This window comes from Pseudomonas sp. GW704-F2 (assembly GCF_059423025.1).
On record NZ_JBWKXO010000023.1, the window covers coordinates 25,716 to 48,042 of the forward strand.

A 22,327-nucleotide genomic window follows, 5' to 3' on the forward strand; every position below is an offset into this window, starting at 1 on the left:
CTGAAACAGACGTCCACAAAGCCTTGATAGATCGTAAGGCAATACCTTTTTTAATGTAGGAATATTCCTGTTCTGTATCTACGCCCCCTCACCTCCATGCTCCCGCCTCGCCTTCTGAGCTAATGTGCCCGCTTTATTTGCACTTGCATGGAATGTGATTATGAACACAGTTTTCATCATTGATGACCATCCTGTTATCAGGCTGGCGATTCGTATGTTGTTGGAACACGAAGGCTATAAAGTCGTCGGCGAAACGGATAACGGTTGTGATGCAATACAAATGGTTCGCGAATGCCTTCCAGACCTGATCATTCTGGATATCAGTATTCCAAAACTTGATGGCCTCGAAGTGCTGTGCCGATTTAACGCAATGAATACTTCGATGAAAACCCTGATTCTGACGGCCCAATGCCCAACCCTGTTCGCCACCCGCTGCATGCGCTCGGGCGCCGACGGCTATGTGTGCAAAGAGGGCGACCTGAGTGAACTGCTGAGTGCCATCCGCGCTGTATTATCCGGCTACAACTACTTCCCCAGCCAGGCATTGAACGCCTGCGGCCCGGACAGTAATTCCCAGGAACTGGAACTGTTCAAGGCAGTGAACGATCGCGAATTAATGGTCTTGCAACTTTTTGCACAAGGTCGCACCAACAAGGAAATTGCCAAAGGTATGTTTCTCAGTAACAAAACCGTCAGCACCTACAAAAAGAGGCTTATGCAAAAACTCAAAGCCAAGTCCTTGGTAGAACTTATCGAGTTGGCAAAACGAAACGCGCTAGTGTGAGAAAGCGGATGCCCAGGCGTATAAAGGACTATCTGATCATATTGAGCGCAGGCGTGTGCTTGAGCACCTCTGTGCTCGCTGCTCAAACGGAACCGGAACACTTCACCTTATTGAGCCGCGCAGGCGCCGTTCAACTGGACACTCAACTGGACAAGACGCAACGCCAGTGGCTGCAGAACAAACGCGAACTGGTACTCGGCGCGGCAGCTCCCGATTACCCGCCCTTCGACCTCACGTCCAGCGGACGCGACTATGAGGGGCTCACGGCCGATTACGCCGGGCTGTTGGCCAAGGCGCTGGCGCTCCCCGTCAGAGTGCTGCGCTACCCCAACCGGGAAGCCTCCATTCAGGCGCTTGAAGCCGGTGAAATAGACCTGCTGGGCTCGTCCAATGGCTTTGAGGCCACCAACCCGCTGCTCACCCTTTCAGCACCGTATGCCGTGGACCAGCCAGTGCTGGTGACACGCGAGGGCGAAACCCGCAGCCTCAGTGAGGGCCTGGCCGGGCTGCGCCTGAGCCTGGTCTATCACTACCTGCCGCTGGGCGAAGTCGAGAAGCTGTATCCTGAGGCGACCATCCACACCTACCCCTCTTATCAGAACGCCCTGAATGCAGTGGCATTCGACCAGGCGGATGTGTTTCTCGGCGACACCATTTCCACCCATTACATGATCAACAAGGGCTACCTGAAAAATATCCGCATGGCCAACTTCGGCAAGCACGAAGCCTATGGTTTCAGCTTTGCCGTGCGCCAGGACCAGCACACCCTCTTGAGCATCCTCAACGCGGTGCTGGCGGCGGTGCCGACCAATGAGCAGGAGAGCATTGCCAAACGCTGGAGTGCGGGCAGCGACATCCTGCTCACCGCGCAAAAACTGCAACTGACGCAACGCGAGGAACGTTGGCTGAAGGCGCACCCGGTGGTCCGGGTAATCGCCAACGAAACCTTCGCGCCATTGACCTTCTTCGATGCTGACGGCAACTTCCGCGGCATCACCGCCGACCTCCTGGAGCTGATCCGCCTGCGCACCGGGTTGCGCTTCGAGATCCTGCGCGCACGCGATGTCAACGCGATGATCGAGCAAGTCGATACCGGCAAAGCCGACCTCATCGGCGCCATCATTCCCAGCACGGAACGCGAAGCTCAACTGAACTTCAGTCGTCCCTATCTGGAAAACTCCTACGTATTGCTCACGCGCAAGGAACCCGACGCCCCATCAAATCTTGAACAGATGGCAGGCAAGCGCCTGGCGATTACCCAAGGCAACCCTCTGGAAAGCCTTCTGCGCAAGGATTTCCCGCACATTCACCTGGTGGAAACCAGTGACACCTTCAAGGCCTCGGAACTCCTGGCCCAAGGGCATGTGGAAGGCGCGGTGAACTCGTTGGTGATCGCCAACTATTTCCTGTCCTCCCAAGTGTTTCAGGACAAACTGCAGATCAGCGGCAGCATCGGCACCCTCCCCGCAGTCTTTGCGCTGGCCACGTCACGGGGTGCCACCGAGTTGAGCGCGATCCTCGACAAGGCGCTGCTGAGCATCGCCCCCGATGAGCTCGGGGTGATCAACAGCCGTTGGCGAGGCTACGCCGCCGCCTCCGACAGCTACTGGCGCAACTACCACCACCTGATTGCCCAGATCATCCTCGTCACCGGCCTGCTGCTGCTGATTTCCCTGACCTGGAACGCCTACATGCGCCGGGAGATCAAGCACCGCAAGATGGCCGAACGCGCCCTCAACGACCAGTTCGAATTCATGCGCGCACTGGTCAACGAAACGCCGCACCCGATCTATGTCCGCGACCGCAACGGCCTATTGCAGACCTGCAACGACAGCTACCTGCAGGTGTTCGACGTCAAGCGCGAAGAGGTCATCGGCAAAAGTGTGATGCAGATGAGCACGGCCCAGGCAACCGAAGCGGCTCAGTATCACGCCGACTATCTGCGCGTGGTCGCCGAGGGCAACCCGCTGATCCTTGATCGCACCCTGCTCATCAATGGCAAAAAGCTGACGATCTACCACTGGATATTGCCCTACCGCGACTCCACCGGCGAAGTCCAGGGCATCATCGGCGGCTGGATCGACATCAGCGAACGACGCCAGCTGTTCGATGAGCTGCGCGCCGCCAAGGAACGTGCCGACGAAGCCAACCGCGCCAAGAGCACCTTTCTGGCAACCATGAGCCACGAAATCCGCACCCCGATGAACGCGGTGATCGGCATGCTCGAACTGACCCTCAAGCGCGCCGACCAGGGGCATCTCGACCGCCCGGCGATCGAAGTCGCCTACCACTCGGCCAAGGACCTGCTGGAGCTGATCGGCGATATTCTGGACATCGCGCGGATCGAATCCGGCCGCCTGAGCCTGGCACCGGAGCGTGTGAACCTGCGGGAAGTGATCGAGTCGGTAGTGCGGGTATTCGACGGCCTGGCACGCCAGAAAACCCTGAGTTTGCTGCTGGAGTTCAAGCCCGAGCTCGATGACACCGACGTGCTGATCGACCCGCTGCGCTTCAAGCAGGTGCTGTCCAACCTGGTGAGCAATGCGATCAAGTTCACCGAGCGCGGGCAGGTAAAGATCAAGGTGCAGGTGCAAGCCACCGAATTGGCACAGCAGGTCGAAATGAAGCTGGTGGTCGAAGACACGGGGATCGGCATCAGCCGCGACGACCAGTTGCGCCTGTTCGAACCCTTTGCCCAGGCCGACAATTCCGGGCAATTGGCCCGCAGCGGCGCGGGCCTGGGGCTGGTGATCTGCCGCAGTCTGTGCGCGATGATGGGCGGGCAACTGAGCCTAAGCAGCGTGCCCATGGTCGGCACCCAGGTGCATGTCAGCCTGAAGATGAACTGCCTGCAGCCCATCCAGGCCGCGGACGACCCCCTGCCGGCCGCGCCCGCACCGGCGCCGGTGCTCAACGTGCTGGTGGTGGATGATCATCCGGCGAATCGCCTGCTGATGTGCCAGCAACTGGGTTACCTGGGCCACCAGTTCACCGCAGCCCAACATGGCGCCGCCGGGTTCCAGGCCTGGCGCCAGGCCCACTTCGACCTGGTGATCGCCGACTGCAACATGCCCATCATGAATGGCTATGAGTTAAGCCGCTCGATCCGTGAGTATGAGCAGCGGGAGCAACTGACACCCTGCGTGGTCCTGGGGTTTACCGCCAACGCCCAGCCCGAAGAGAAGCTGCGCTGCGCCGAAGCCGGGATGAACGACTGCCTGTTCAAACCGATCAGCCTCACGGCGCTGGAACGGCAACTGGCGCAGATCGCGCCGCAGCCGTCCGGCCCGCGACTCGACCTCAGCCACCTGGATGCGCTGACGGGCGGCGATCCGCAACTGACTCGGCGGCTGCTTGAGGAACTGCTGAGCAGCAGTTGTCACGATCGCCAGATATTGGTCACGTTGTGGGCCCAGCAGGCTTCACTGCAGGACATCATCGAGCAGGCCCACAAGATCAAGGGCGCTGCGCGTATCGTCCAGGCCAGTGTACTGGCGGCGCAATGCGAAGCGCTGGAGCAGGCCTGCGCCCGCGGCGATGATCGGGCGGTGATCGAAACCGGTATCAAGACCCTGGAAAAGTGCATGCTGGAACTGGAGCGCCTGCTGCACATGCAACTCAACGGCCTGGGCTCTCCAGGGTAGGCAGGAGCGCGCCGCACGGCCCGCCCCCGCAACGGTCGGTCAGCAGTCGGTCAGGCGCAGGAAAATCGCCGCCAACTGCTCGATACCAACCTGGTCTTGCGCGGTAAACCGGGCCAGCGACGGGCTGTCGAGGTCGAGGACGCCAATCAGTCGGCCATCCTTGACCAGCGGCACCACCAGTTCACTGTTCGATGCGCTGTCACAGGCGATATGCCCCGGGAACGCATGCACATCTTCAACCCGCTGGGTCTGGCGCGACGCGGCCGCCGCACCGCACACGCCACGCCCGAACGGAATGCGTACACACGCGATCTGCCCCTGGAACGGCCCCAACACCAACTCGTCGTGACGGTTGAGGTAGAAACCGGCCCAGTTCAAATCATCCAACTGATTGAACAAAAACGCAGAGAACTGCGCGCTGTTGGCGATGAAATCGCGCTCATCGGCCAGCAGCGACTCCAACTGCGCACACAACATGGCATAGCCATCCAGACCGCTGCCGGCCTGCTGCAAATCGATCATGGTTGACGCTCCAGCAATTTGAGGCCCACCCAGTAACGGGCGAATTGATACGCGCAACGGCCGTTGCGGTTGCCACGCCCGGTGGCCCAGCGCACGGCGAGGATATCGAGGTCTTCATCACGCTGCCACTGCAGGCCGGCCTTGCGCGCCAGCTCGCCGATCCAGTGTTCCACCACGTTCAGGAAATGTTCCTGAGTGAATGGGTAGAACGACAGCCACAGGCCAAAACGATCGGACAAGGCGATCTTGTCTTCCACCGCCTCACTCGGGTGCAGCTCGCCATCCACGCGTTTCCAGTTATCGTTGTCGCTCTGGTTTTCCGGCACCAGGTGACGACGGTTGGACGTGGCATACAGCAGCACGTTTTCCGGCGCCTGTTCCAGTGAGCCGTCCAGCACACTCTTGAGCACGCGGTAATCGCCTTCACCGGCCTCGAACGACAGGTCATCGCAGAACAGAATGAAACGCTGCGGCAGCTTGAGCAGTTGTTCGACCACACGCGGCAGGTCGGCGAGGTGATCGCGTTCGATTTCGATCAAGCGCAAACCGGCGCTGGCGTGCTGGGCGAGCAAGGCGCGCACCATCGACGATTTCCCCGTGCCGCGCGAGCCCCACAACAGCGCATGGTTGGCGGGCAGGCCGTCGAGGAACTGTTGGGTGTTGCGCGCCAATGTTTCACGCTGCTTGTCCACACCGATCAAGTCGGACAGACGCATGTCCAGGCTGACCTCCAGCGGCAGCAGGAAGCCGCTGCGACCCTCACGCTGCCAACGGGCCGCAAGGCATTGGTTCCAGTCGATGGTTTGGCGCGGGGCTGGCAACAGGGGTTCCAGGCGCGCGAGTACGGCATCGGCACGCTCAAGAAAGGCATTCAATCGAGAATCCACGACTATTCCTCTGGCAAGTTCTTGTAAAAGATGGCGTATTGGCAACCCTGCGGCCGAGCGCTCCGGGCTGCACCTCTAAAACTGACGATTCGTACCGGGCAAGCCTGAACCTGTGGATGTTCAGCTATGCTTGCCGGGCGAAGGGAAACGTGAAGTGGTTCAACACTCGATGGATATCAAGTTCGCCCACCGCTTGTCTTATAAACAAGCCAGATTGACTGTGCTGGTCGGTTTCGTCTTGGGAACCTTGCTCAGCCTGATCCAGATCGGCATTGATTATGCCAGCGAAGACGCATCCATCAACCGTGAAATTCGTTCGCTGATTGAAATCAGCCATAACCCGGCGTCGCGCATCGCCTACAACATCGACGCCGAGCTGGCCCAGGAGCTGACCCTCGGCCTGTTGCACTCCCCCGCCATCATTCAGGCGCGGTTGACCGACAACAACGGCGTGGTACTGGCCGACGTCGGACGGCCGCGCAAGGAAAGCCCCTACCGGCCCGTCAGCGATTTCCTGTTCGGCGCCAACCGCCAGTTTGAAGACCGGCTGTTCCTCAGCCATATGCCCAACGAATCCCTTGGCGTGCTGCGCCTCGACGTAGACACCTACGCCTTTGGTAGCCGCTTCCTGCACCGTGCCGAGGTCACCCTGATCAACGGGTTTGTGCGCAGCCTGCTGCTGACCGGGATCCTGCTGGGCCTGTTCTATGTGATGCTGACCCAACCGCTGGTACGCATCATTCGCGAGCTGAGCACGCGCAGGCAGACGCGCCTGGATTGCCCGCCGGGGCACGAGCTCGATGAAATCGGCGTGCTGGTCAACATGGCCAACCAGCAATTCGACACCCTGGAAACCGAGATCCAGCAGCGCCGTCACGCCGAGGACCGCCTCACCGAGTACCTGGGACAACTGGAAAACATCGTCTCGGCGCGCACGCTGGAGCTCAAGGCCAGCAACCAGCGCTTGAGCCAGTCCAACGATGAGTTGGAAGCAGCAAGAATGAACGCGCTGGGCATGGCTCAGGCGCGGGCGGCGTTCCTGGCCAATATGAGTCACGAAATCCGCACGCCGCTCAATGGGTTGCTGGGCATGATCGCGCTGTCGCTGGACAGCCCGCTCAACGCCGAGCAGCGCCAGCAACTGTCGATCGCCCATGACTCCGGCAAGGTGCTGGTGGAACTGCTCAACGATATCCTCGACCTGTCCAAGTTCGACGCGGGCCAGTTGGAGCTGGAGCACATCCCGTTCGACCTCGGCGCGCTGGTGGAAGACACCGCCAACCTGTTATCGCAGAACGCCGCGCCGAGTGTCGAACTGACGTGCCTGATCGACCCGCAGTTCCCGGCGCAGGTGCTCGGCGACCCGACACGTGTGCGGCAGATCGTCAGTAACCTGCTGTCCAACGCCTTGAAGTTCACGCGCTTCGGCCGCGTGGATGTGCGCCTCAGCGCCCAGGATGGCCGAGTAAAAATCGAAGTGTGCGACACCGGGATCGGCATTGCCCAGGACGCGCAGGTGAAGATCTTCCAGCCGTTCACCCAGGCTGGCGCGGGCATCACCCGCCAGTTTGGCGGCACCGGCCTGGGCCTGGCGCTGACCCATAACCTGTGCGAGGCGATGCACGGTCGGCTGAGCATCAGTTCGGAAGTCGGCTTCGGCAGCCAGTTCTGCGCCGACCTGCCGCTGCCCGCCCATTTGCCTGCGCCCCGGCTCGCGCCGCTGACGGGCGAAGTCATTGCAATCACCAGTGCCGACAGCGGCCTGGCGGAGCTGCTCAGTACCCTGTTACCTCACTGGGGGCTGACAGTGCATTGCTATTCTATCGATGAGGACTTGAGCGGGAAAAAACCCGACTTGCTGATCACGGACTGCCCGGAGTGCCTGTTTCGCCTGCGCCCGGCCATCACGGCGCCGATCCTGCTGGTGACCGCCTATGGCAATTTCATGCCCAGTGAGGAAGTCGCGGCCCTGGCGCCGTTGCAGCAACAGGCGCGCCCTTTGAGCCGCAACGCGCTGTACCAGATCCTGCAACGTAATCTGCGCAGCGACGCGCACTTGATCCTCGACCCGATCGCACTCGATGCCACGCCCCTGGTCCACCGGGCACGCATCCTGCTGGTGGAGGACAACCCGGTCAATCAACTGGTGGCCAAGGGCATGCTCAGCAAGTTGGGCTGCGAAGTGATCGTCGCCGCCCATGGTGGCGAAGCGCTCAGGTTCCTCGAAGAACAGCACTTCGACATGGTGCTGATGGACTGCAACATGCCGGTGATGGATGGCTACGAGGCCAGTCGGCAGATTCGTCGCAGCGGGCGCTGGCCGGACCTGCCCATTGTCGCCCTGACCGCCAACGCGCTGTCGGAAGAACGCGAGCGTTGCCGGGCGGCGGGGATGAATGACTACCTGGCCAAGCCGTTTCGCCGCGAAGAACTCAATGCGCTGCTGGACCTGTGGGTGCCTAAGACGACAAGTCTCTGATCTGCGCGAGCAATTGGTCCAACCCCTCGCGCAAGGCATCGGCCTGGTTGAGGTCGACACCGCTGTCGCACAGCAAGCGGGTTTTCAACTGATGGGCCTGGCCGCGCAACTGCACCCCGGCGTGGCTCAGGCTCAAATGCACTTCGCGTTCATCCTGCGCGCTGCGCTGGCGTCTCACCAACCCAAGCTGCTCCAGGCGCTTGAGCAGCGGCGTCAGCGTGCCCGAATCGAGCATCAAGCGCTCGCCCAAGGCCTTGACCGTGGGCTGGGGCGGCGTCGCGTGGTGCCATTCCCACAACACCAGCATCACCACGTATTGCGGGTAGGTCAGGCCCAACTGGTCAAGCATCGGTTTATAGGCGCGGGTCACCGCGCGCGATGCGGCGTAGAGCTTGAAACACAGCTGGTTGTCCAGCGCCAGGGACACGGTGGGCAGGTCGGTCATTTGAGCAGGGCTTCGATCTCTTGGGTCAACTCCTGGGGCTTGGTGGTTGGCGCAAAGCGCTTGACCACCTGGCCGTCGCGACCGATGAGGAACTTGGTGAAATTCCACTTGATGCCCTTGGAACCCAGCAGGCCCGGCGCGCGTTTTTTCAACTGCACGAACAGCGGGTGGGCAGCGCCGCCATTGACGTCGATCTTCTTGAACAACGGGAAGCTGACGCCGAAATTCAGCTCGCAGAACTCGGCAATCGCGCCTTCGTTGCCCGGTTCCTGCTTGCCGAACTGGTTGCACGGAAACCCCAGCACCACCAGGCCCTGGTCCTTGTACTGCTGCCAGAGTTGCTCCAGGCCCTTGTACTGCGGGGTGAAGCCGCATTTGCTGGCAGTGTTGACCACAAGAATGGCCTTGCCGGCAAAATCGGCCAAGGTCTTTTGCTCACCCTTGATGGTGGTGCAAGGGATGCTCAGCAGGTTGTCGCTCATGGCAATGCCTCGGATCAGGAGAAAGAAGGCAAAACATAGCGAGCAATTCAATTGCGTGCAATTGAATTGATCAAACTGATAGCCCGGTATACATCGCCCCCGCGCCAGACGCAGGGGCGACTCAGGCTCAGCGCGGCACGAGGTCCAGGCACACCGAGTTGATGCAATAGCGCAGGCCGGTCGGCGGCGGGCCATCCGGGAACACATGCCCCAGGTGCGCGTCGCACTTGGCGCAGGTGACTTCGGTGCGGATCATGCCGTGGCTGACATCGCGGATCTCGATCATCGCGCGGTCGGCGATCGGTGCGTAGAAGCTGGGCCAGCCGCAGCCGGAATCGAACTTGGTGGTAGAGTCGAACAGTGGCTCATTGCAGCAGATGCAGTGATATACGCCGTCGGTCTTGGTGGCATTGTACTTGCCGGAAAACGGCCGTTCGGTGCCCTTCAGGCGGCACACGTTGTATTGCTCCGGATCGAGCATCGCTTTCCATTCATCAATGGTTTTCTGCAGCTTTTCCATCAGTACACCTCGGCAACTGAAAAACCCTGATCTGTGTCTTTTCCAGGGATCAGGCGGCACGTATGATTGCGCCTCTTCAACCCGGCAGTCTGGCACCCGCGTTAGCGGCATTCAAACGTATTTATGGGTGCGACCAACGCAGGATTCTCAGCACGGTAGGCTCCGCACCGTCTGGATCGTTCATTTTCAGGATCACATCGCCATGCAGGTCAGCAAATCGAACAAGCTCGCCAACGTCTGCTACGACATTCGCGGCCCGGTGCTCAAGCACGCCAAGCGCCTGGAAGAGGAAGGCCATCGCATCCTCAAGCTGAACATTGGCAACCCGGCGCCCTTTGGTTTCGAAGCGCCGGACGAAATCCTCCAGGACGTGATCCGCAACCTGCCCACCGCCCAGGGCTACAGCGATTCCAAAGGCCTGTTCAGTGCGCGCAAGGCGGTGATGCAGTATTACCAGCAGAAGCAGGTCGAAGGTGTCGGCATCGAAGACATCTACCTGGGCAACGGCGTGTCCGAACTGATCGTGATGTCGATGCAGGCCTTGCTCAACAATAGCGACGAAGTGCTGGTTCCGGCGCCGGACTACCCGCTGTGGACCGCCGCAGTGACCCTGGCCGGTGGCCGCCCGGTACACTACCTGTGCGACGAAGGCGCCGACTGGTTCCCGGACCTGGCCGACATCAAGGCCAAGATCACCCCGAACACCAAGGCGCTGGTCATCATCAACCCGAACAACCCGACCGGCGCCGTGTACTCGCGGGAAGTGCTGCTGGGCATGCTCGAGCTGGCGCGCCAGCACAACCTGGTGGTGTTCTCCGACGAGATCTACGACAAGATCCTCTACGACGATGCCGTCCACATCTGCACCGCCTCCCTCGCGCCGGACCTGCTGTGCCTGACCTTCAACGGCTTGTCCAAGTCCTACCGCGTGGCGGGTTTCCGCTCCGGCTGGGTCGCCATCTCCGGGCCCAAGCACAACGCCCAGAGCTACATTGAAGGCATCGACATGCTGGCCAATATGCGCCTGTGTGCCAACGTACCGAGCCAGCACGCGATCCAGACTGCGCTGGGCGGTTACCAGAGCATCAACGATCTGCTGCTGCCTCAGGGCCGCCTGCTGGAGCAACGCAACCGCACCTGGGAATTGCTCAACGACATTCCCGGCGTCAGTTGCGTGAAGCCGATGGGCGCGCTGTACGCCTTCCCACGCATCGACCCGAAAGTCTGCCCGATCCTCAACGACGAGAAGTTCGTGCTCGACCTGCTGCTGTCGGAAAAGCTGCTGGTGGTGCAAGGCACCGCGTTCAACTGGCCGTGGCCGGATCACTTCCGCGTGGTGACCTTGCCGCGTGTGGATGACCTGGACATGGCCATCGGTCGCATCGGCAACTTCCTCAAGTCCTATCGCCAGTAACGACTATGACGCTGTACGACCGGGATCTGGTCGTACAGCGAGTATCTGGCAACACTTCTCTGCCCATTGCCCCGCTCCGCACTGCGTTTGCCCCTCTCCCAGCGCGTGCCCCTTATAATCAAAGGGCCGCGAGGCAACAGGAGGCTGATCAAGCGGGGCAATACAGGTGGGAAATTCCCTTCAAGACTCTACATTCAGGCTGTAGGACACAGTTTGAAATAGTCGCTCGGTTGAATCACCCCATGTCGCACCTTATATACCCCGCAGTACGCGACATATTTAGCATGAGGAGAACTCTACAACCATGATGCGCATCCTGCTGTTCTTGGCCACCAACCTGGCGGTCGTGCTGATTGCCAGCATCACCCTGAGCCTTTTCGGCTTCAACGGGTTCATGGCGGCCAACGGGGTTGATCTGAACCTCAATCAGCTGCTGATCTTCTGTGCGGTCTTTGGTTTTGCCGGCTCGCTGTTCTCGCTGTTCATCTCCAAGTGGATGGCGAAGATGAGCACCAGTACCCAGGTCATCACTCAGCCACGCACCCGGCATGAGCAATGGTTGCTGCAGACCGTCGAACAGTTGTCCCGCGAGGCCGGTATCAAGATGCCGGAGGTCGGGATCTTCCCGGCCTATGAAGCCAACGCCTTTGCCACCGGCTGGAACAAGAACGACGCGCTCGTTGCGGTGAGCCAGGGCATGCTGGAGCGCTTCTCCTACGATGAAGTCAAGGCGGTGCTGGCCCACGAGATCGGCCACGTGGCGAACGGTGACATGGTCACCCTGGCGCTGGTCCAGGGCGTGGTGAACACCTTCGTGATGTTCTTCGCGCGGATCATCGGCAACTTCGTCGACAAGGTAATCTTCAAGAACGAAGAAGGCCGCGGCATTGCCTACTACGTGGCAACCATCTTCGCTGAACTGGTGCTGGGCTTCCTGGCCAGCGCGATCGTGATGTGGTTCTCGCGCAAACGGGAATTTCGCGCGGACGAAGCCGGTGCCCGCCTGGCCGGCACCGGGGCGATGATTGCAGCCTTGCAGCACCTGCGCTCCGAACAGGGCCTGCCGGTGCATATGCCGGACAGCCTGACCGCGTTTGGCATCAACGGCGGCATCAAGCAGGGCCTGGCGCGCATGTTCATGAGCCACCCACCGCTGGAAGAGCGGATTGACGCACTGCGTCGTCGCGGCTGACCGCTTGGCGGCGACACGGAAAGGGGCGATCTGATCGCCCCTTTTTTGTGGGCGCCTTGCCCGCCCAGGACTCAGCGCTTCGTGAGTCGGTAGACTCGCTCTTCCAGCCGGGTTACGCCGTCCTGAACGAACTTCCAGCTCTCACCCAAAACGTCCTGCTCCTCAAGCACTTCGAGGGCCCAGTGCGCCCCCAGCAGCGCCTTCACCTCATCATCGGTCACCGCAAACGGTGGGCCGGCCTTTTGCGTCTGGTCGTAGTCGAGGGTAATCAGCAACCCCTTGCAACCCGGCCCCAGAAGCGTATTGAGGTGCTCGGTGTAGCGCGCCCGCATCAGCGGCGGCAAGGCGATCAACGCCGCGCGGTCATAAAGCGCCGTGCAATCGAGCAGCGCCTGCGCGTCCAGCGCGAAGAAATCACCGCACCACACTTCGATCACATCCGCCTGGTACACCTTGAACACGCCGCGTTGGCTGATACGCGGTATCAGCCCCTGCTCACTGAAGAATGCCTCAACCGCCTGCTCCGACAGCTCTACCCCGAGCACGCGACAGCCTTGACTGGCCAGCCACACCAGATCCAGGCTTTTGCCACACAAGGGCACCAGCACCTTTGCCCCCTGCGCGACAGCCAGCTGCGGCCAGTGCCGTTGCAGATAGGGGTTGACCTCGGGCAAGTGAAAACCGATCTGATTACGCGCCCAGCGCTCCCGCCAAAACTGAGAATCCATACATCACCCTAAAAATTCGATCAAAAGGCGCTAAAACTTATATTAGATTTAGATCATTGATCTGGTTGAAGATGGGCCATGTTAACCCTGAGGGCCCTTCTAATGCTCCCCACTCTGTTTATCTCCCATGGTTCGCCCATGCTCGCCCTGCAACCCGGCGCCAGCGGCCCGGCCCTGCAGCGCCTGGCGGCTGAACTGCCACGGCCGAAGGCGATTGTGGTGGTGTCGGCGCACTGGGAAAGTCAGGAATTGCTGGTCAGCGGCAACGCCGCACCGGAAACCTGGCATGACTTCGGCGGCTTTCCGGCCGAGTTGTTTGCCGTGCAATACCCGGCGCCGGGCGACCCGCAATTGGCGCGCGAGATTGTCGAGTTGCTGCACGCCGACGGCTTGAATGCGCGCATCGATGAGCGCCGTCCCTTCGACCACGGCGCCTGGGTGCCGCTGTCGCTGATGTACCCGGCCGCGGATATCCCGGTGGTGCAGGTGTCCTTGCCCAGCCGTATGGGCCCTGCCCTGCAGACCCGGGTCGGACACGCCCTCGCCAGCCTGCGCGAACAAGGCGTGTTGCTGATCGGCTCCGGCAGCATCACCCACAACCTCGGTGAACTGGATTGGCACGCCGGGTCCGAAAGCATCGAGCCGTGGGCGCGGGCGTTTCGTGACTGGATGGTGGACAAGCTTGCCGCCAACGACGAAGCCGCGCTGCACGATTATCGCCGCCAGGCGCCCAACGCCGTGCGCAGCCATCCCAGCGATGAACATTTACTGCCGCTCTACTTTGCGCGGGGTGCCGGCGGCGACTTCAGCGTGGCACACCAAGGCTTCATCATGGGCGCGCTGGGCATGGACATCTACCGCTTCGGCTGACGCACATCCCGATGCGCGGGCAAACCCAGATTGAGGGCCGCCCACAAAGCGAGCGCGGCCCAAGAAGAAAACCCGGAAATCCTCACCTGCGTGGGCCTTCCGGGTTTTTGCATCGCCAACATTTTCAAGGGGCGCAACTCCAACAGGCATAGCGTTGAAACGCTTACTCAGGCTCTATCAACAGCGCCTTCAGGCTTTCTTCGCATAACCTGCGCCCTGAAAAGAGAATTGTATTTCCTTACCTTTACCCGCTTCGCTGATCACCCGCTGCAGTCCCACCATCGAGTTCTTGTACCGGCCATAGAGCCCGTCACTCTTGATTTCACCCACCCTGACATTGCCCTTATCGTCTGTAGTAAAGGGGGCGGAGAAACTACCGCGAGTAGGCGCGATCTGCGAACTTCGGTCTATTTTCGCGCCGTAATGTTCGACGAAGCCTCTGTCTCTGCCAGCCAAGGCAAACTTCTGATCGACATAAATATCTTTGACATGCTGCTTGGGGCCCGGCATGTCGGCATCGGTAACGTCCTGAATAAACCCCCTCAACTTATGGGCATCCTCAGGATCTCGTTCTACCGTGAGGTTATATTTATTCCCAAATTTAAAATCTACCAAGGTGCTGTTACTGGCGCCTTTTCCCCCATCAAACTCGGGGCGGCCTTGTGGCGCTTTGAAATGCTCACCGTTTCCAGAAAACACAATCAGCGCCTTGCCATCCCCGCGCGGCTGCATCCCAATATAGCCACGGCCAAGAGGCCGACCTTGCGCATCATTGACGCCAAACTGCATCGCATAATAAATCCCTGCGTCCTTGCTTCCTTTTCGTTGAAGGCCTTCGTCGATACTCATTGGAAACGTAATGTTACTCAACCCAGCGCCAGGCGCGGACAGCGAGTAACTCAGGCCATACAACCCATTGGGCGATGTGGCTACCTTCTTGATTTCCAGTTTCGGATCGCTGACTTTATTAAGCGTTGACGTCGTGGTCGCAGACGCTACAGGCATGGATCGCGTATTTCTTCTTGAACGAGCGGCCGCGGCATCCGAAGCGAGTGCGCGCTCGGTCCACGGCAAACCGTGCTCGCGTGTTGGCTCTCCCGCCTGATTAACAGGCGGTTGGCTGGGAGGATAAGTCGCAGGCTCAGGCATTGTTTGTGGAAACAACTGTGAATTATTAATACGCATAACAGCCACAGCTCCTTTCTGGAAAAATCAATCAATAGCCGTCAAGCCCGGCACCTATCCCTCGACACGGTCACAAGCGAACCGTTCCAACTTGAACAACTGACGAGAGCAGATTGAGAGCGTTTTTTACCCTTGAGCGATGCAACTCAGGTTTATCCGCCCCCGTCACTTGATAGTAAAAACTTTACGCAAAGCCGGCTGCCAGAAAGGCCGCTCAGAAACTCAGACTTTTCCTAAACCCAATAAGATCAGTAGCTGACCGTTATGGCCGACCACCCCACGACGATCCGCGCCAATTGCCGGGCAAAAAAAATCCCCGAACCAGTCGGGGATTTTTTTAGGTGCGATCAATCAGCCCAGGGGCGGATCAATCTTCGCGGTAGCGACGCAGCTTGAGCTGCTTACCGGCAACGCGTGTGTCTTTCAGCTTGGTCAGCAGTTTTTCCAGACCGTCTTCCGGCAGCTCCACCAGGGAGAAGCTGTCACGGACCTGGATGCGACCAATGGCTTCACGTGCCAGGCCACCCTCGTTGAGGATAGCGCCCAGCAGGTTCTTGGCCGCGATACCGTCACGCGCGCCCAGCGCGGTACGGCAGCGAGCACGACCTTCAGCCAATGGCACCGGAGCGCGACGCTCACGATCACCACGCTCAGGACGGTCGCCGGAACGCTCTGGACGATCACCGCGTGGCGCGTTGTTCGGTACCAGTGGGCGTTCTTTCTCGATGGCTGCCAGGGTCAGGGCCTGAGCGTTGGTGGCTTTGCGCAGCAGGGCTGCAGCCAGGGCACGCGGGGTGCAACCGATATCGGCGGTCAGGCGGTCCAGCAGGTCGCCGTGGGTCGATTCAGCGTCAGCCACCAGTGGCGACAGGCTGTTGGTCAGTTTCTTGATGCGTGCATCGAGAACGGCCTGGGCATCCGGCAGGCGGACTTCGGCAACCTTCTGACCGGTCACACGCTCGATCACTTGCAGCATGCGGCGCTCACGCGGCGTCACCAGCAGCAGTGCGCGACCTTCGCGACCCGCACGGCCGGTACGGCCGATACGGTGAACGTAGGACTCTGGATCGTAAGGCATGTCAACGTTGAACACGTGGGTGATACGTGGAACGTCGAGGCCACGAGCAGCTACGTCGGTCGCTACAACGATGTCCAGACGGCCATCCTTGAGGGAGTCGATCACGCGCTCACGTTGGTTCTGGGCGATGTCACCGTTCAGCGCAGCGGCTTTGTAGCCTTTGGCTTCGAGGGCACTGGCCAGGTCCAGGGTCGCTTGCTTGGTACGCACGAACATGATCAGCGCGTCGAAGTCTTCGACTTCCAGCAGGCTCAATACAGCCGAGGTCTTCTGGTCAGCGTGAACCAACAGGTGAGCCTGTTCGATCGCGGTAACGGTCTGAGTCTTGGTCTGGATCTTCACGTGTTGCGGATCGCGCAGGTGGCGTTCGGCAATGGCACGGATCGACTGCGGCAGGGTGGCCGAGAACAGCACGGTCTGACGGGTCGGTGGCAGTGCCTTGAAGATGACTTCCAGGTCATCCATGAAGCCCAGCTTCAACATTTCGTCAGCTTCGTCCAGAACCAGGTGGTTCACGGTCGACAGGACTTTCTCGTCACGACGCAGGTGGTCGCACAGACGACCCGGAGTGGCGACAACGATCTGTGCGCCATTACGGATAGCCTTGAGTTGCGGGCCCATCGGCGCGCCGCCGTAGACGGCCACAACGGTTACGCCTGGCATTTGCTTGGCGTAGGTTTCAAAAGCGGTTGCTACTTGCAGCGCCAACTCACGAGTTGGCGCCAGGATCAGGGCTTGCGGTTCGCGCTTGGCAGGATCGATGCAGTGCAGGATAGGCAGGGCGAACGCGGCGGTTTTACCGGTACCGGTTTGCGCCTGGCCAATCATGTCGTGGCCGGCCATGATGATCGGGATCGATTGCTGCTGAATCGCCGAAGGTTCTTCGTAGCCAGTCGCAATGACGGCAGCAAGAATGTTCGGGTTAAGATTAAAAGCGGCGAAGCCGCCGGTTTCCTGGGTCATGGGTCTGCCTCTAAGTGCATCCGCAAAGACCCATGCTCCAAAGCTGCGCATGCCGTGTTGAGACTCAAGAGTCGCCCTGGCTGCTTTGTCGGCGGGGATTTGCGAAAACGAATGAATGAAAAAGATTCGTCAAGGAAGAGTCCGCTGTGCGGACGTGCAGCCGAAGCTGACTTCGGGGAATTGCGCTACCTAAACGCGGCCCGGTTAAAGGCCGGCGCGCACTATACCGGAAATAGCTGAAAAAGGGAGCTTTTTTTATCGCAAAGCACCGATAAACCGCACTGCGTCACCGCCTTTGCGCAGATGGGCTCCAGGGTCTATTTTTCAAGTGCCCGGCCCTGTTGGCTGAAACGCTTAAACGGTTCACCCGCACACTCGGCCCCTTTGGTCCGAAACCCCTTACTGCGCCCGAGGGCACACCCGATGAATCAAGCCAGCAGCAGCCTCGTCAGCCGTGAACTCCTGGGTCATGTCCTGTTGTTGGGCCTGGATCGGGTCGCCAAGCGCAATGCCTTTGACCTGGATCTGCTCAACGCACTGAGCCTGGCCTATGGCGAATTTGATCGAAACGACGATGCGCGGGTGGCCGTGGTGTTCGCCCACGGCGACCACTTCACCGCCGGGCTGGACCTGGCCAACGTCAGCGCTGTGATGGCGGGAGGCTGGCAACCGCCACCGGGGGGCTGCGATCCCTGGGGCGTGTTCGCCGGCCCTCGGGTCGGCAAACCGGTGATCGTCGCCGCTCAGGGCTACTGCCTGACCCTTGGCATCGAGTTGATGTTGGCGGCGGATATCAATCTCTGCGCGAGCAACACCCGCTTCGCGCAGATGGAAGTACAACGTGGGATCTTTCCATTTGGCGGTGCGACGTTGCGCTTTCATCAAATAGCAGGCTGGGGCAACGCCATGCGCTGGCTGCTCACCGGCGATGAGTTCGATGCCCACGAAGCCCTGCGCCTGGGGTTGGTGCAGGAAGTGATGGCCAGCGAAGACCTGCTGCCGCGCGCCATCGAACTGGCCAGCCGCATCGCGCGCCAGGCGCCCCTCGGCGTGCAAGCCTCGTTGATGTCGGCCCGCCTGGCGCGCTTGGAGGGCGAAGCTGTCGCGGCCGCCGCGTTACCGCCGCTGGTCGCGCAATTGTTCAACAGCGAAGACGCCAAGGAAGGCGTGCGCGCCATGCTCGAGAAGCGCCCGGGGGTATTCAGGGGAATTTGAGTTGGCCGTGCCGCAGTCATCGCGAGCAAGCCCGCTTCCACATCGACCGCATTCCTTCAGGATGTGCTCGGTCAAATGTGGGAATGGGCTTGCTCGCGATGACGCCCGTTCAGACAACTAGGTTGCCGGCCGAATCGCCTTGATCAATGGCTGCAACGAATAGCCCAATCGCGGTGCCAGCGCTTCGGCGCGGGCCGAGAGCGCCGCAGCGTCCAGCGCCTGATCCAACTCCGAAGGCACCAGCAGGATCACATTGCCCTCCTTCACCGGCAGCTCCCAATAATGCCGGTGATACAACCCGCGCAGCAGGGCCGCACCCAACGGCTTGCCGTCGTCGGTGGCCCACTGGTTGATCACCAGCCAACCGCCCGGGTTGAGTTTCTTCTGGCAGTTTTCCAGGAAGGTCCAGGCCAGGTGCCCGACGCCGGGGCCGACATCGGTGTACAGGTCGACGAAGATCAGGTCGGCCGTTTCGGCGGTCTCGAGCAATTCCAGGGCGTCGCCAATGCGGATGTACAGGCGCGGATCGTCGTCCAGCCCCAGGAACTCAATGGCCAGGCGCGGCACTTCGGGGCGCAGCTCGATGGCTTCGACATCCTCCAGCGGCAGGAACTTGAGGCACGCCTGGGTCAGCGTGCCGGCGCCCAGGCCGAGGAACAACGCGCTTTCCGGCTGCTCGTGGCACAACGCACCGATCAGCATCGCACGGGTGTAGTCGTACTCCAGCCAGCTCGGGTCGGCGGTGAACACGCAGCTTTGCTCGATGGCGTCGCCAAACTCGAGAAAACGGTAATCGGCCACTTCGAGCACGCGGATCATGCCGAAGTCATCATGGACCTCGGCCAGCAGGCGCTCGACACGCTCCTCGCTCATCTACAACTCCTAACGGGTTCACCCCAGGGCAAAGGCGCGATTGTCGGCCAACCGGCGGCAACAGGTCACGCACTAATTGCTGATAACATTGGCGCCCGACCGTCAATCACCCTATCGAGTCCACGATGAGCCAACCCTGGAGCCCCGACAGCTGGCGCGCCCTGCCGATCCAGCAACAACCCCAGTACCCGGACGCTGCACACCTGTTACAGGTAGAGCAGAGCCTGGCCAGCTACCCGCCGCTGGTATTTGCCGGGGAGGCCCGCGAGTTGCGCCGCCAGTTTGCCGAGGTGACCCAGGGTCGCGCCTTCCTGCTGCAAGGCGGCGACTGCGCCGAGAGTTTTGCCGAGTTCTCCGCCGCAAAAATCCGCGACACCTTCAAGGTGCTGCTGCAGATGGCTATCGTGATGACCTTCGCCGCCGGCTGCCCGGTGGTGAAAGTCGGGCGCATGGCCGGCCAGTTCGCCAAGCCGCGCTCGTCCAACGATGAAACCATCGATGGCGTCACCTTGCCGGCCTACCGTGGCGATATCGTCAACGGCATCGGCTTCGACGAAAAAAGCCGCGTGCCGGACCCCGACCGCCTGCTGCAGTCCTACCACCAGTCCACCGCCACCCTTAACCTGCTGCGCGCGTTCGCCCAGGGCGGGTTTGCCGACCTGCACCAGGTACACAAGTGGAACCTGGACTTCATCGCCAACTCCGCACTGGCCGAGAAGTACAGCCAGTTGGCGAACCGTATCGACGAAACCCTGGCCTTCATGCGCGCCTGCGGCATGGACAGCTCGCCGCAACTGCGCGAAACCAGCTTCTTCACCGCCCACGAAGCGCTGCTGCTCAACTACGAACAAGCCTTCGTGCGCCGCGACAGCCTGACCAACGACTACTACGACTGCTCGGCCCACATGCTGTGGATCGGCGATCGCACCCGTCAGTTGGACGGCGCCCACGTCGAGTTCCTGCGCGGGGTACACAACCCGATCGGGGTCAAGGTCGGCCCGAGCATGAACCCGGATGACCTGATCCGCCTGATCGACATCCTCAACCCGGACAACGACCCCGGCCGCTTGAACCTGATCGCGCGCATGGGCGCCAACAAGGTCGGCGACCACCTGCCGGCGCTGCTTCGCGCCGTGCAGCGTGAGGGCAAACAGGTGCTGTGGAGCTCCGACCCGATGCACGGCAACACCATCAAGGCCAGCAGCGGCTACAAGACTCGCGACTTTGCGCAGATCCTCGGCGAGGTGAAGGAATTCTTCCAGGTACACGAGGCCGAAGGCACCTATGCCGGCGGGATTCATATCGAGATGACCGGGCAGAACGTCACCGAATGCATCGGCGGCGCGCGGCCGATCACCGAAGATGGCTTGTCGGACCGCTACCACACCCACTGCGACCCGCGGATGAATGCCGATCAGTCGCTGGAGCTGGCGTTCCTGATCGCCGAGACGTTGAAGCAAGTAAAACGGTGACACCATTCGGTAGGCGCGAGCAAGCTCGGGCCTACCGTGATGTGAGCATCGCCGCCCTTAATCGGTCGGCACTCGGCCGTGGGCAATTGAGCTGCACCTGTTCGAGCCCCAGCCAATCGGCCATTTGCCGCAAGTTCAGCGCCAGCGCGCACATCCCCTCCTCGTCCAGCCCCGGCGTTTCTTCATGCACCGCATGCACGGCCAGGCGGCCGTGGGCGCGTTCGGCACGCAGGTCGACGCGCGCGGCGATCCGCTCGTTGTGCAGAAACGGCAGCACGTAGTAGCCGTACACCCGCTTGTCCTGCGGCGTGTAAATCTCCAACCGATAACGGAAATCGAATAGCCGCTCGGTGCGGCTGCGCTCCCAGATCAGCGAATCGAACGGCGACAACAGTGCGCTGGCCGGCACCTTGCGCGGCACTTTCGGCTCCGGCAGGCAGTAGGCCGGCTGCTTCCAGCCCTGCACGCGGCACATCAGCAATTGGCCGTCTTCGACCAGCTCGGCCAAACGGCTGCGAGTGTCGGCAGGCTCCAGGCGGAAATAATCGCGCAGATCTTTTTCGCTGCCCACACCCAGCGCAGTCGCACTGTGCAGCAGCAAACCGCGCTGAGCCTCGGCCTCGCTCAACGGCGCCTGGTGCAGCCGGTCGCCGGGGATCACGCGCTCGGGCAAATCGTAGAGCCGCTCGAACCCGCGCCGACCGGCAACCGTGACCAGGCCAGCGGCGAACAGCCATTCCAGCGCGTGCTTTTCATCGCTCCAGTCCCACCACGGGCCGGCGCGCTCGGCGCGGGTCGACAGACTGCCTGCACCCAGGGCGCCCTGTTGTTCGACAGTGTTCAACACGCGCTGGATGATGGCCTGCTGCTCGCGACCAAAACGCGCCATCTGCGCGTAGATCCCCTGCCCTTGTTTTGCCCGCTCCATGCGCCAGCGCATCAAGGGGTACAGCGCCATCGGCAACAACGAGGCCTCATGCCCCCAATACTCGAACAACGAACGCTGTCGGCCCTGGCTCCAGGCCGCCTGCTCAAGCAGTGACGGGGCGTACTGACCCAGGCGGGAAAACAACGGCAGGTAATGGGAGCGCACCACGGCATTGACCGAATCGATCTGCAGCACACCCAGGCGGTCGATCAAGCGGTTGAGGTGTGCGGCCTTGATCAATGCAGGCGCCTGGCGCCCGGAAAAGCCCTGGGCGGCCAGTGCCATGCGGCGCGCTTGCTTGAGGGAAAACGACAGGTCGGCGGGCATGGGCATCTCCGTATGAACGTGCCGACCACCCTACTGCATCCTCGGTCATTTTCGCAGTGGGTCTTCCCAGAAATGCCGATGGGCTTCGTGCTCCACGTCAGCGCGGCTCAGCCCGATATCCTTGAGCGCCGCATCGCTCAGCGTGGCCACTAACCGACGCTCGTACCGCAATACCTGCCACCGCGCAATCGCTTGGAACAGCCCGGAAAGCGGCCGCTTCGTCCATCCTGCACAACCTGTTTGACCTTTCATCTTCTCGCCCTCCCTTGGGGATGACGCGAGTGTGTGCCGGCGGCTATGATCAATCCAACGAATGTTT

General features: G+C 61.0%; 19 protein-coding genes. 8 read left to right on the top strand and 11 right to left on the bottom strand.

The annotated features are described in order from the left end of the window. Positions 1 to 160: 160 nt before the first annotated feature. Together AC07W0_RS19410 and AC07W0_RS19415 are read left to right on the top strand one after the other, a co-directional pair. A complete protein-coding gene (locus tag AC07W0_RS19410; RefSeq protein WP_017849417.1) occupies positions 161 to 784 on the top strand; it encodes a response regulator transcription factor in 624 nt (207 codons plus the stop codon). Between the two features lie 8 nt (positions 785 to 792). Continuing rightward, a complete protein-coding gene (locus AC07W0_RS19415; RefSeq protein WP_102617965.1) occupies positions 793 to 4,428 on the top strand; it encodes a transporter substrate-binding domain-containing protein in 3,636 nt (1,211 codons plus the stop codon). Positions 4,429 to 4,467: 39 nt separating this feature from the next. Here the strand turns inward: AC07W0_RS19415 and AC07W0_RS19420 are convergent, their stop codons facing one another. Both AC07W0_RS19420 and AC07W0_RS19425 read right to left on the bottom strand, forming a co-directional pair. Then, positions 4,468 to 4,950: a GAF domain-containing protein gene (locus AC07W0_RS19420; protein ID WP_046486427.1), complete on the bottom strand. Its 483-nt coding sequence runs from the start codon at positions 4,948 to 4,950 to the stop codon at positions 4,468 to 4,470. Next, a complete protein-coding gene (locus AC07W0_RS19425; RefSeq protein ID WP_026140337.1) occupies positions 4,947 to 5,837 on the bottom strand; it encodes an ATP-binding protein in 891 nt (296 codons plus the stop codon). Before AC07W0_RS19425 ends, AC07W0_RS19420 begins: the two co-directional genes overlap by 4 nt. 169 nt (positions 5,838 to 6,006) lie before the next feature. Between AC07W0_RS19425 and AC07W0_RS19430 the strand changes: the two genes are divergently transcribed. Beyond that, the gene (locus AC07W0_RS19430) at positions 6,007 to 8,316 is read left to right on the top strand and encodes a hybrid sensor histidine kinase/response regulator (RefSeq protein ID WP_102617964.1); all 2,310 of its coding nucleotides are present in this window, start codon (positions 6,007 to 6,009) and stop codon (positions 8,314 to 8,316) included. On the opposite strand, the gene AC07W0_RS19435 is transcribed toward AC07W0_RS19430, so the two are convergent. The 3 genes from AC07W0_RS19435 to msrB form a co-directional block, all read right to left on the bottom strand. After that, positions 8,297 to 8,761 carry a MarR family winged helix-turn-helix transcriptional regulator gene (locus AC07W0_RS19435; protein ID WP_046384229.1) on the bottom strand — a complete coding sequence of 155 codons (465 nt, stop codon included), beginning with the start codon at positions 8,759 to 8,761 and terminating at the stop codon, positions 8,297 to 8,299. The genes AC07W0_RS19430 and AC07W0_RS19435 overlap by 20 nt on opposite strands. Beyond that, positions 8,758 to 9,243, bottom strand: coding sequence for a glutathione peroxidase (locus tag AC07W0_RS19440; RefSeq protein ID WP_017849411.1), 486 nt, complete (start codon positions 9,241 to 9,243; stop codon positions 8,758 to 8,760). The genes AC07W0_RS19435 and AC07W0_RS19440 overlap by 4 nt, the downstream gene beginning before the upstream one ends. Positions 9,244 to 9,370: 127 nt before the next feature. Beyond that, positions 9,371 to 9,763: a peptide-methionine (R)-S-oxide reductase MsrB gene (msrB, locus tag AC07W0_RS19445; RefSeq protein ID WP_102617963.1), complete on the bottom strand. Its 393-nt coding sequence runs from the start codon at positions 9,761 to 9,763 to the stop codon at positions 9,371 to 9,373. Between the two features lie 202 nt (positions 9,764 to 9,965). On the opposite strand from msrB, the gene AC07W0_RS19450 reads away from it, so the two are divergent. Both AC07W0_RS19450 and htpX read left to right on the top strand, forming a co-directional pair. Further along, a complete protein-coding gene (locus AC07W0_RS19450; protein ID WP_017849409.1) occupies positions 9,966 to 11,177 on the top strand; it encodes a pyridoxal phosphate-dependent aminotransferase in 1,212 nt (403 codons plus the stop codon). 304 nt (positions 11,178 to 11,481) lie between these two features. Then, positions 11,482 to 12,369, top strand: a complete 888-nt coding sequence (htpX, locus tag AC07W0_RS19455; protein ID WP_017849408.1) for a protease HtpX — start codon at positions 11,482 to 11,484, stop codon at positions 12,367 to 12,369. A 71-nt stretch (positions 12,370 to 12,440) separates the two neighbouring features. Here htpX and AC07W0_RS19460 read toward each other — a convergent pair whose 3' ends face one another. Next, complete coding sequence (locus tag AC07W0_RS19460; protein ID WP_017849407.1) at positions 12,441 to 13,097, bottom strand: thiopurine S-methyltransferase; 657 nt, start codon at positions 13,095 to 13,097, stop codon at positions 12,441 to 12,443. A gap of 102 nt (positions 13,098 to 13,199) precedes the next feature. Between AC07W0_RS19460 and AC07W0_RS19465 the strand changes: the two genes are divergently transcribed. Then, complete coding sequence (locus tag AC07W0_RS19465; protein WP_102617962.1) at positions 13,200 to 13,967, top strand: DODA-type extradiol aromatic ring-opening family dioxygenase; 768 nt, start codon at positions 13,200 to 13,202, stop codon at positions 13,965 to 13,967. Positions 13,968 to 14,156: 189 nt separating this feature from the next. Here the strand turns inward: AC07W0_RS19465 and AC07W0_RS19470 are convergent, their stop codons facing one another. Next, positions 14,157 to 15,152: a hypothetical protein gene (locus AC07W0_RS19470; protein WP_256580848.1), complete on the bottom strand. Its 996-nt coding sequence runs from the start codon at positions 15,150 to 15,152 to the stop codon at positions 14,157 to 14,159. Between the two features lie 367 nt (positions 15,153 to 15,519). Further along, entirely contained in the window at positions 15,520 to 17,193 is a 1,674-nt protein-coding gene (locus AC07W0_RS19475; protein WP_017849506.1) for a DEAD/DEAH box helicase, read from the bottom strand. Positions 17,194 to 17,616: 423 nt separating this feature from the next. Between AC07W0_RS19475 and AC07W0_RS19480 the strand changes: the two genes are divergently transcribed. Next, positions 17,617 to 18,408 (top strand): crotonase/enoyl-CoA hydratase family protein, encoded by a 792-nt coding sequence (locus AC07W0_RS19480; RefSeq protein ID WP_046486439.1) that lies wholly within the window; start codon positions 17,617 to 17,619, stop codon positions 18,406 to 18,408. A gap of 117 nt (positions 18,409 to 18,525) precedes the next feature. Here the strand turns inward: AC07W0_RS19480 and AC07W0_RS19485 are convergent, their stop codons facing one another. Beyond that, entirely contained in the window at positions 18,526 to 19,281 is a 756-nt protein-coding gene (locus AC07W0_RS19485; RefSeq protein ID WP_017849508.1) for a spermidine synthase, read from the bottom strand. 125 nt (positions 19,282 to 19,406) lie between these two features. Between AC07W0_RS19485 and AC07W0_RS19490 the strand changes: the two genes are divergently transcribed. Continuing rightward, complete coding sequence (locus AC07W0_RS19490) at positions 19,407 to 20,753, top strand: class II 3-deoxy-7-phosphoheptulonate synthase (RefSeq protein WP_017849509.1); 1,347 nt, start codon at positions 19,407 to 19,409, stop codon at positions 20,751 to 20,753. 31 nt (positions 20,754 to 20,784) lie between these two features. On the opposite strand, the gene AC07W0_RS19495 is transcribed toward AC07W0_RS19490, so the two are convergent. Further along, on the bottom strand, positions 20,785 to 22,008 hold the full coding sequence (locus AC07W0_RS19495; RefSeq protein WP_102617960.1) for a winged helix-turn-helix domain-containing protein: 1,224 nt from the start codon (positions 22,006 to 22,008) through the stop codon (positions 20,785 to 20,787). 45 nt (positions 22,009 to 22,053) lie between these two features. After that, the gene (locus AC07W0_RS19500; protein WP_164887030.1) at positions 22,054 to 22,260 is read right to left on the bottom strand and encodes a DUF1127 domain-containing protein; all 207 of its coding nucleotides are present in this window, start codon (positions 22,258 to 22,260) and stop codon (positions 22,054 to 22,056) included. Positions 22,261 to 22,327: the final 67 nt, after the last annotated feature.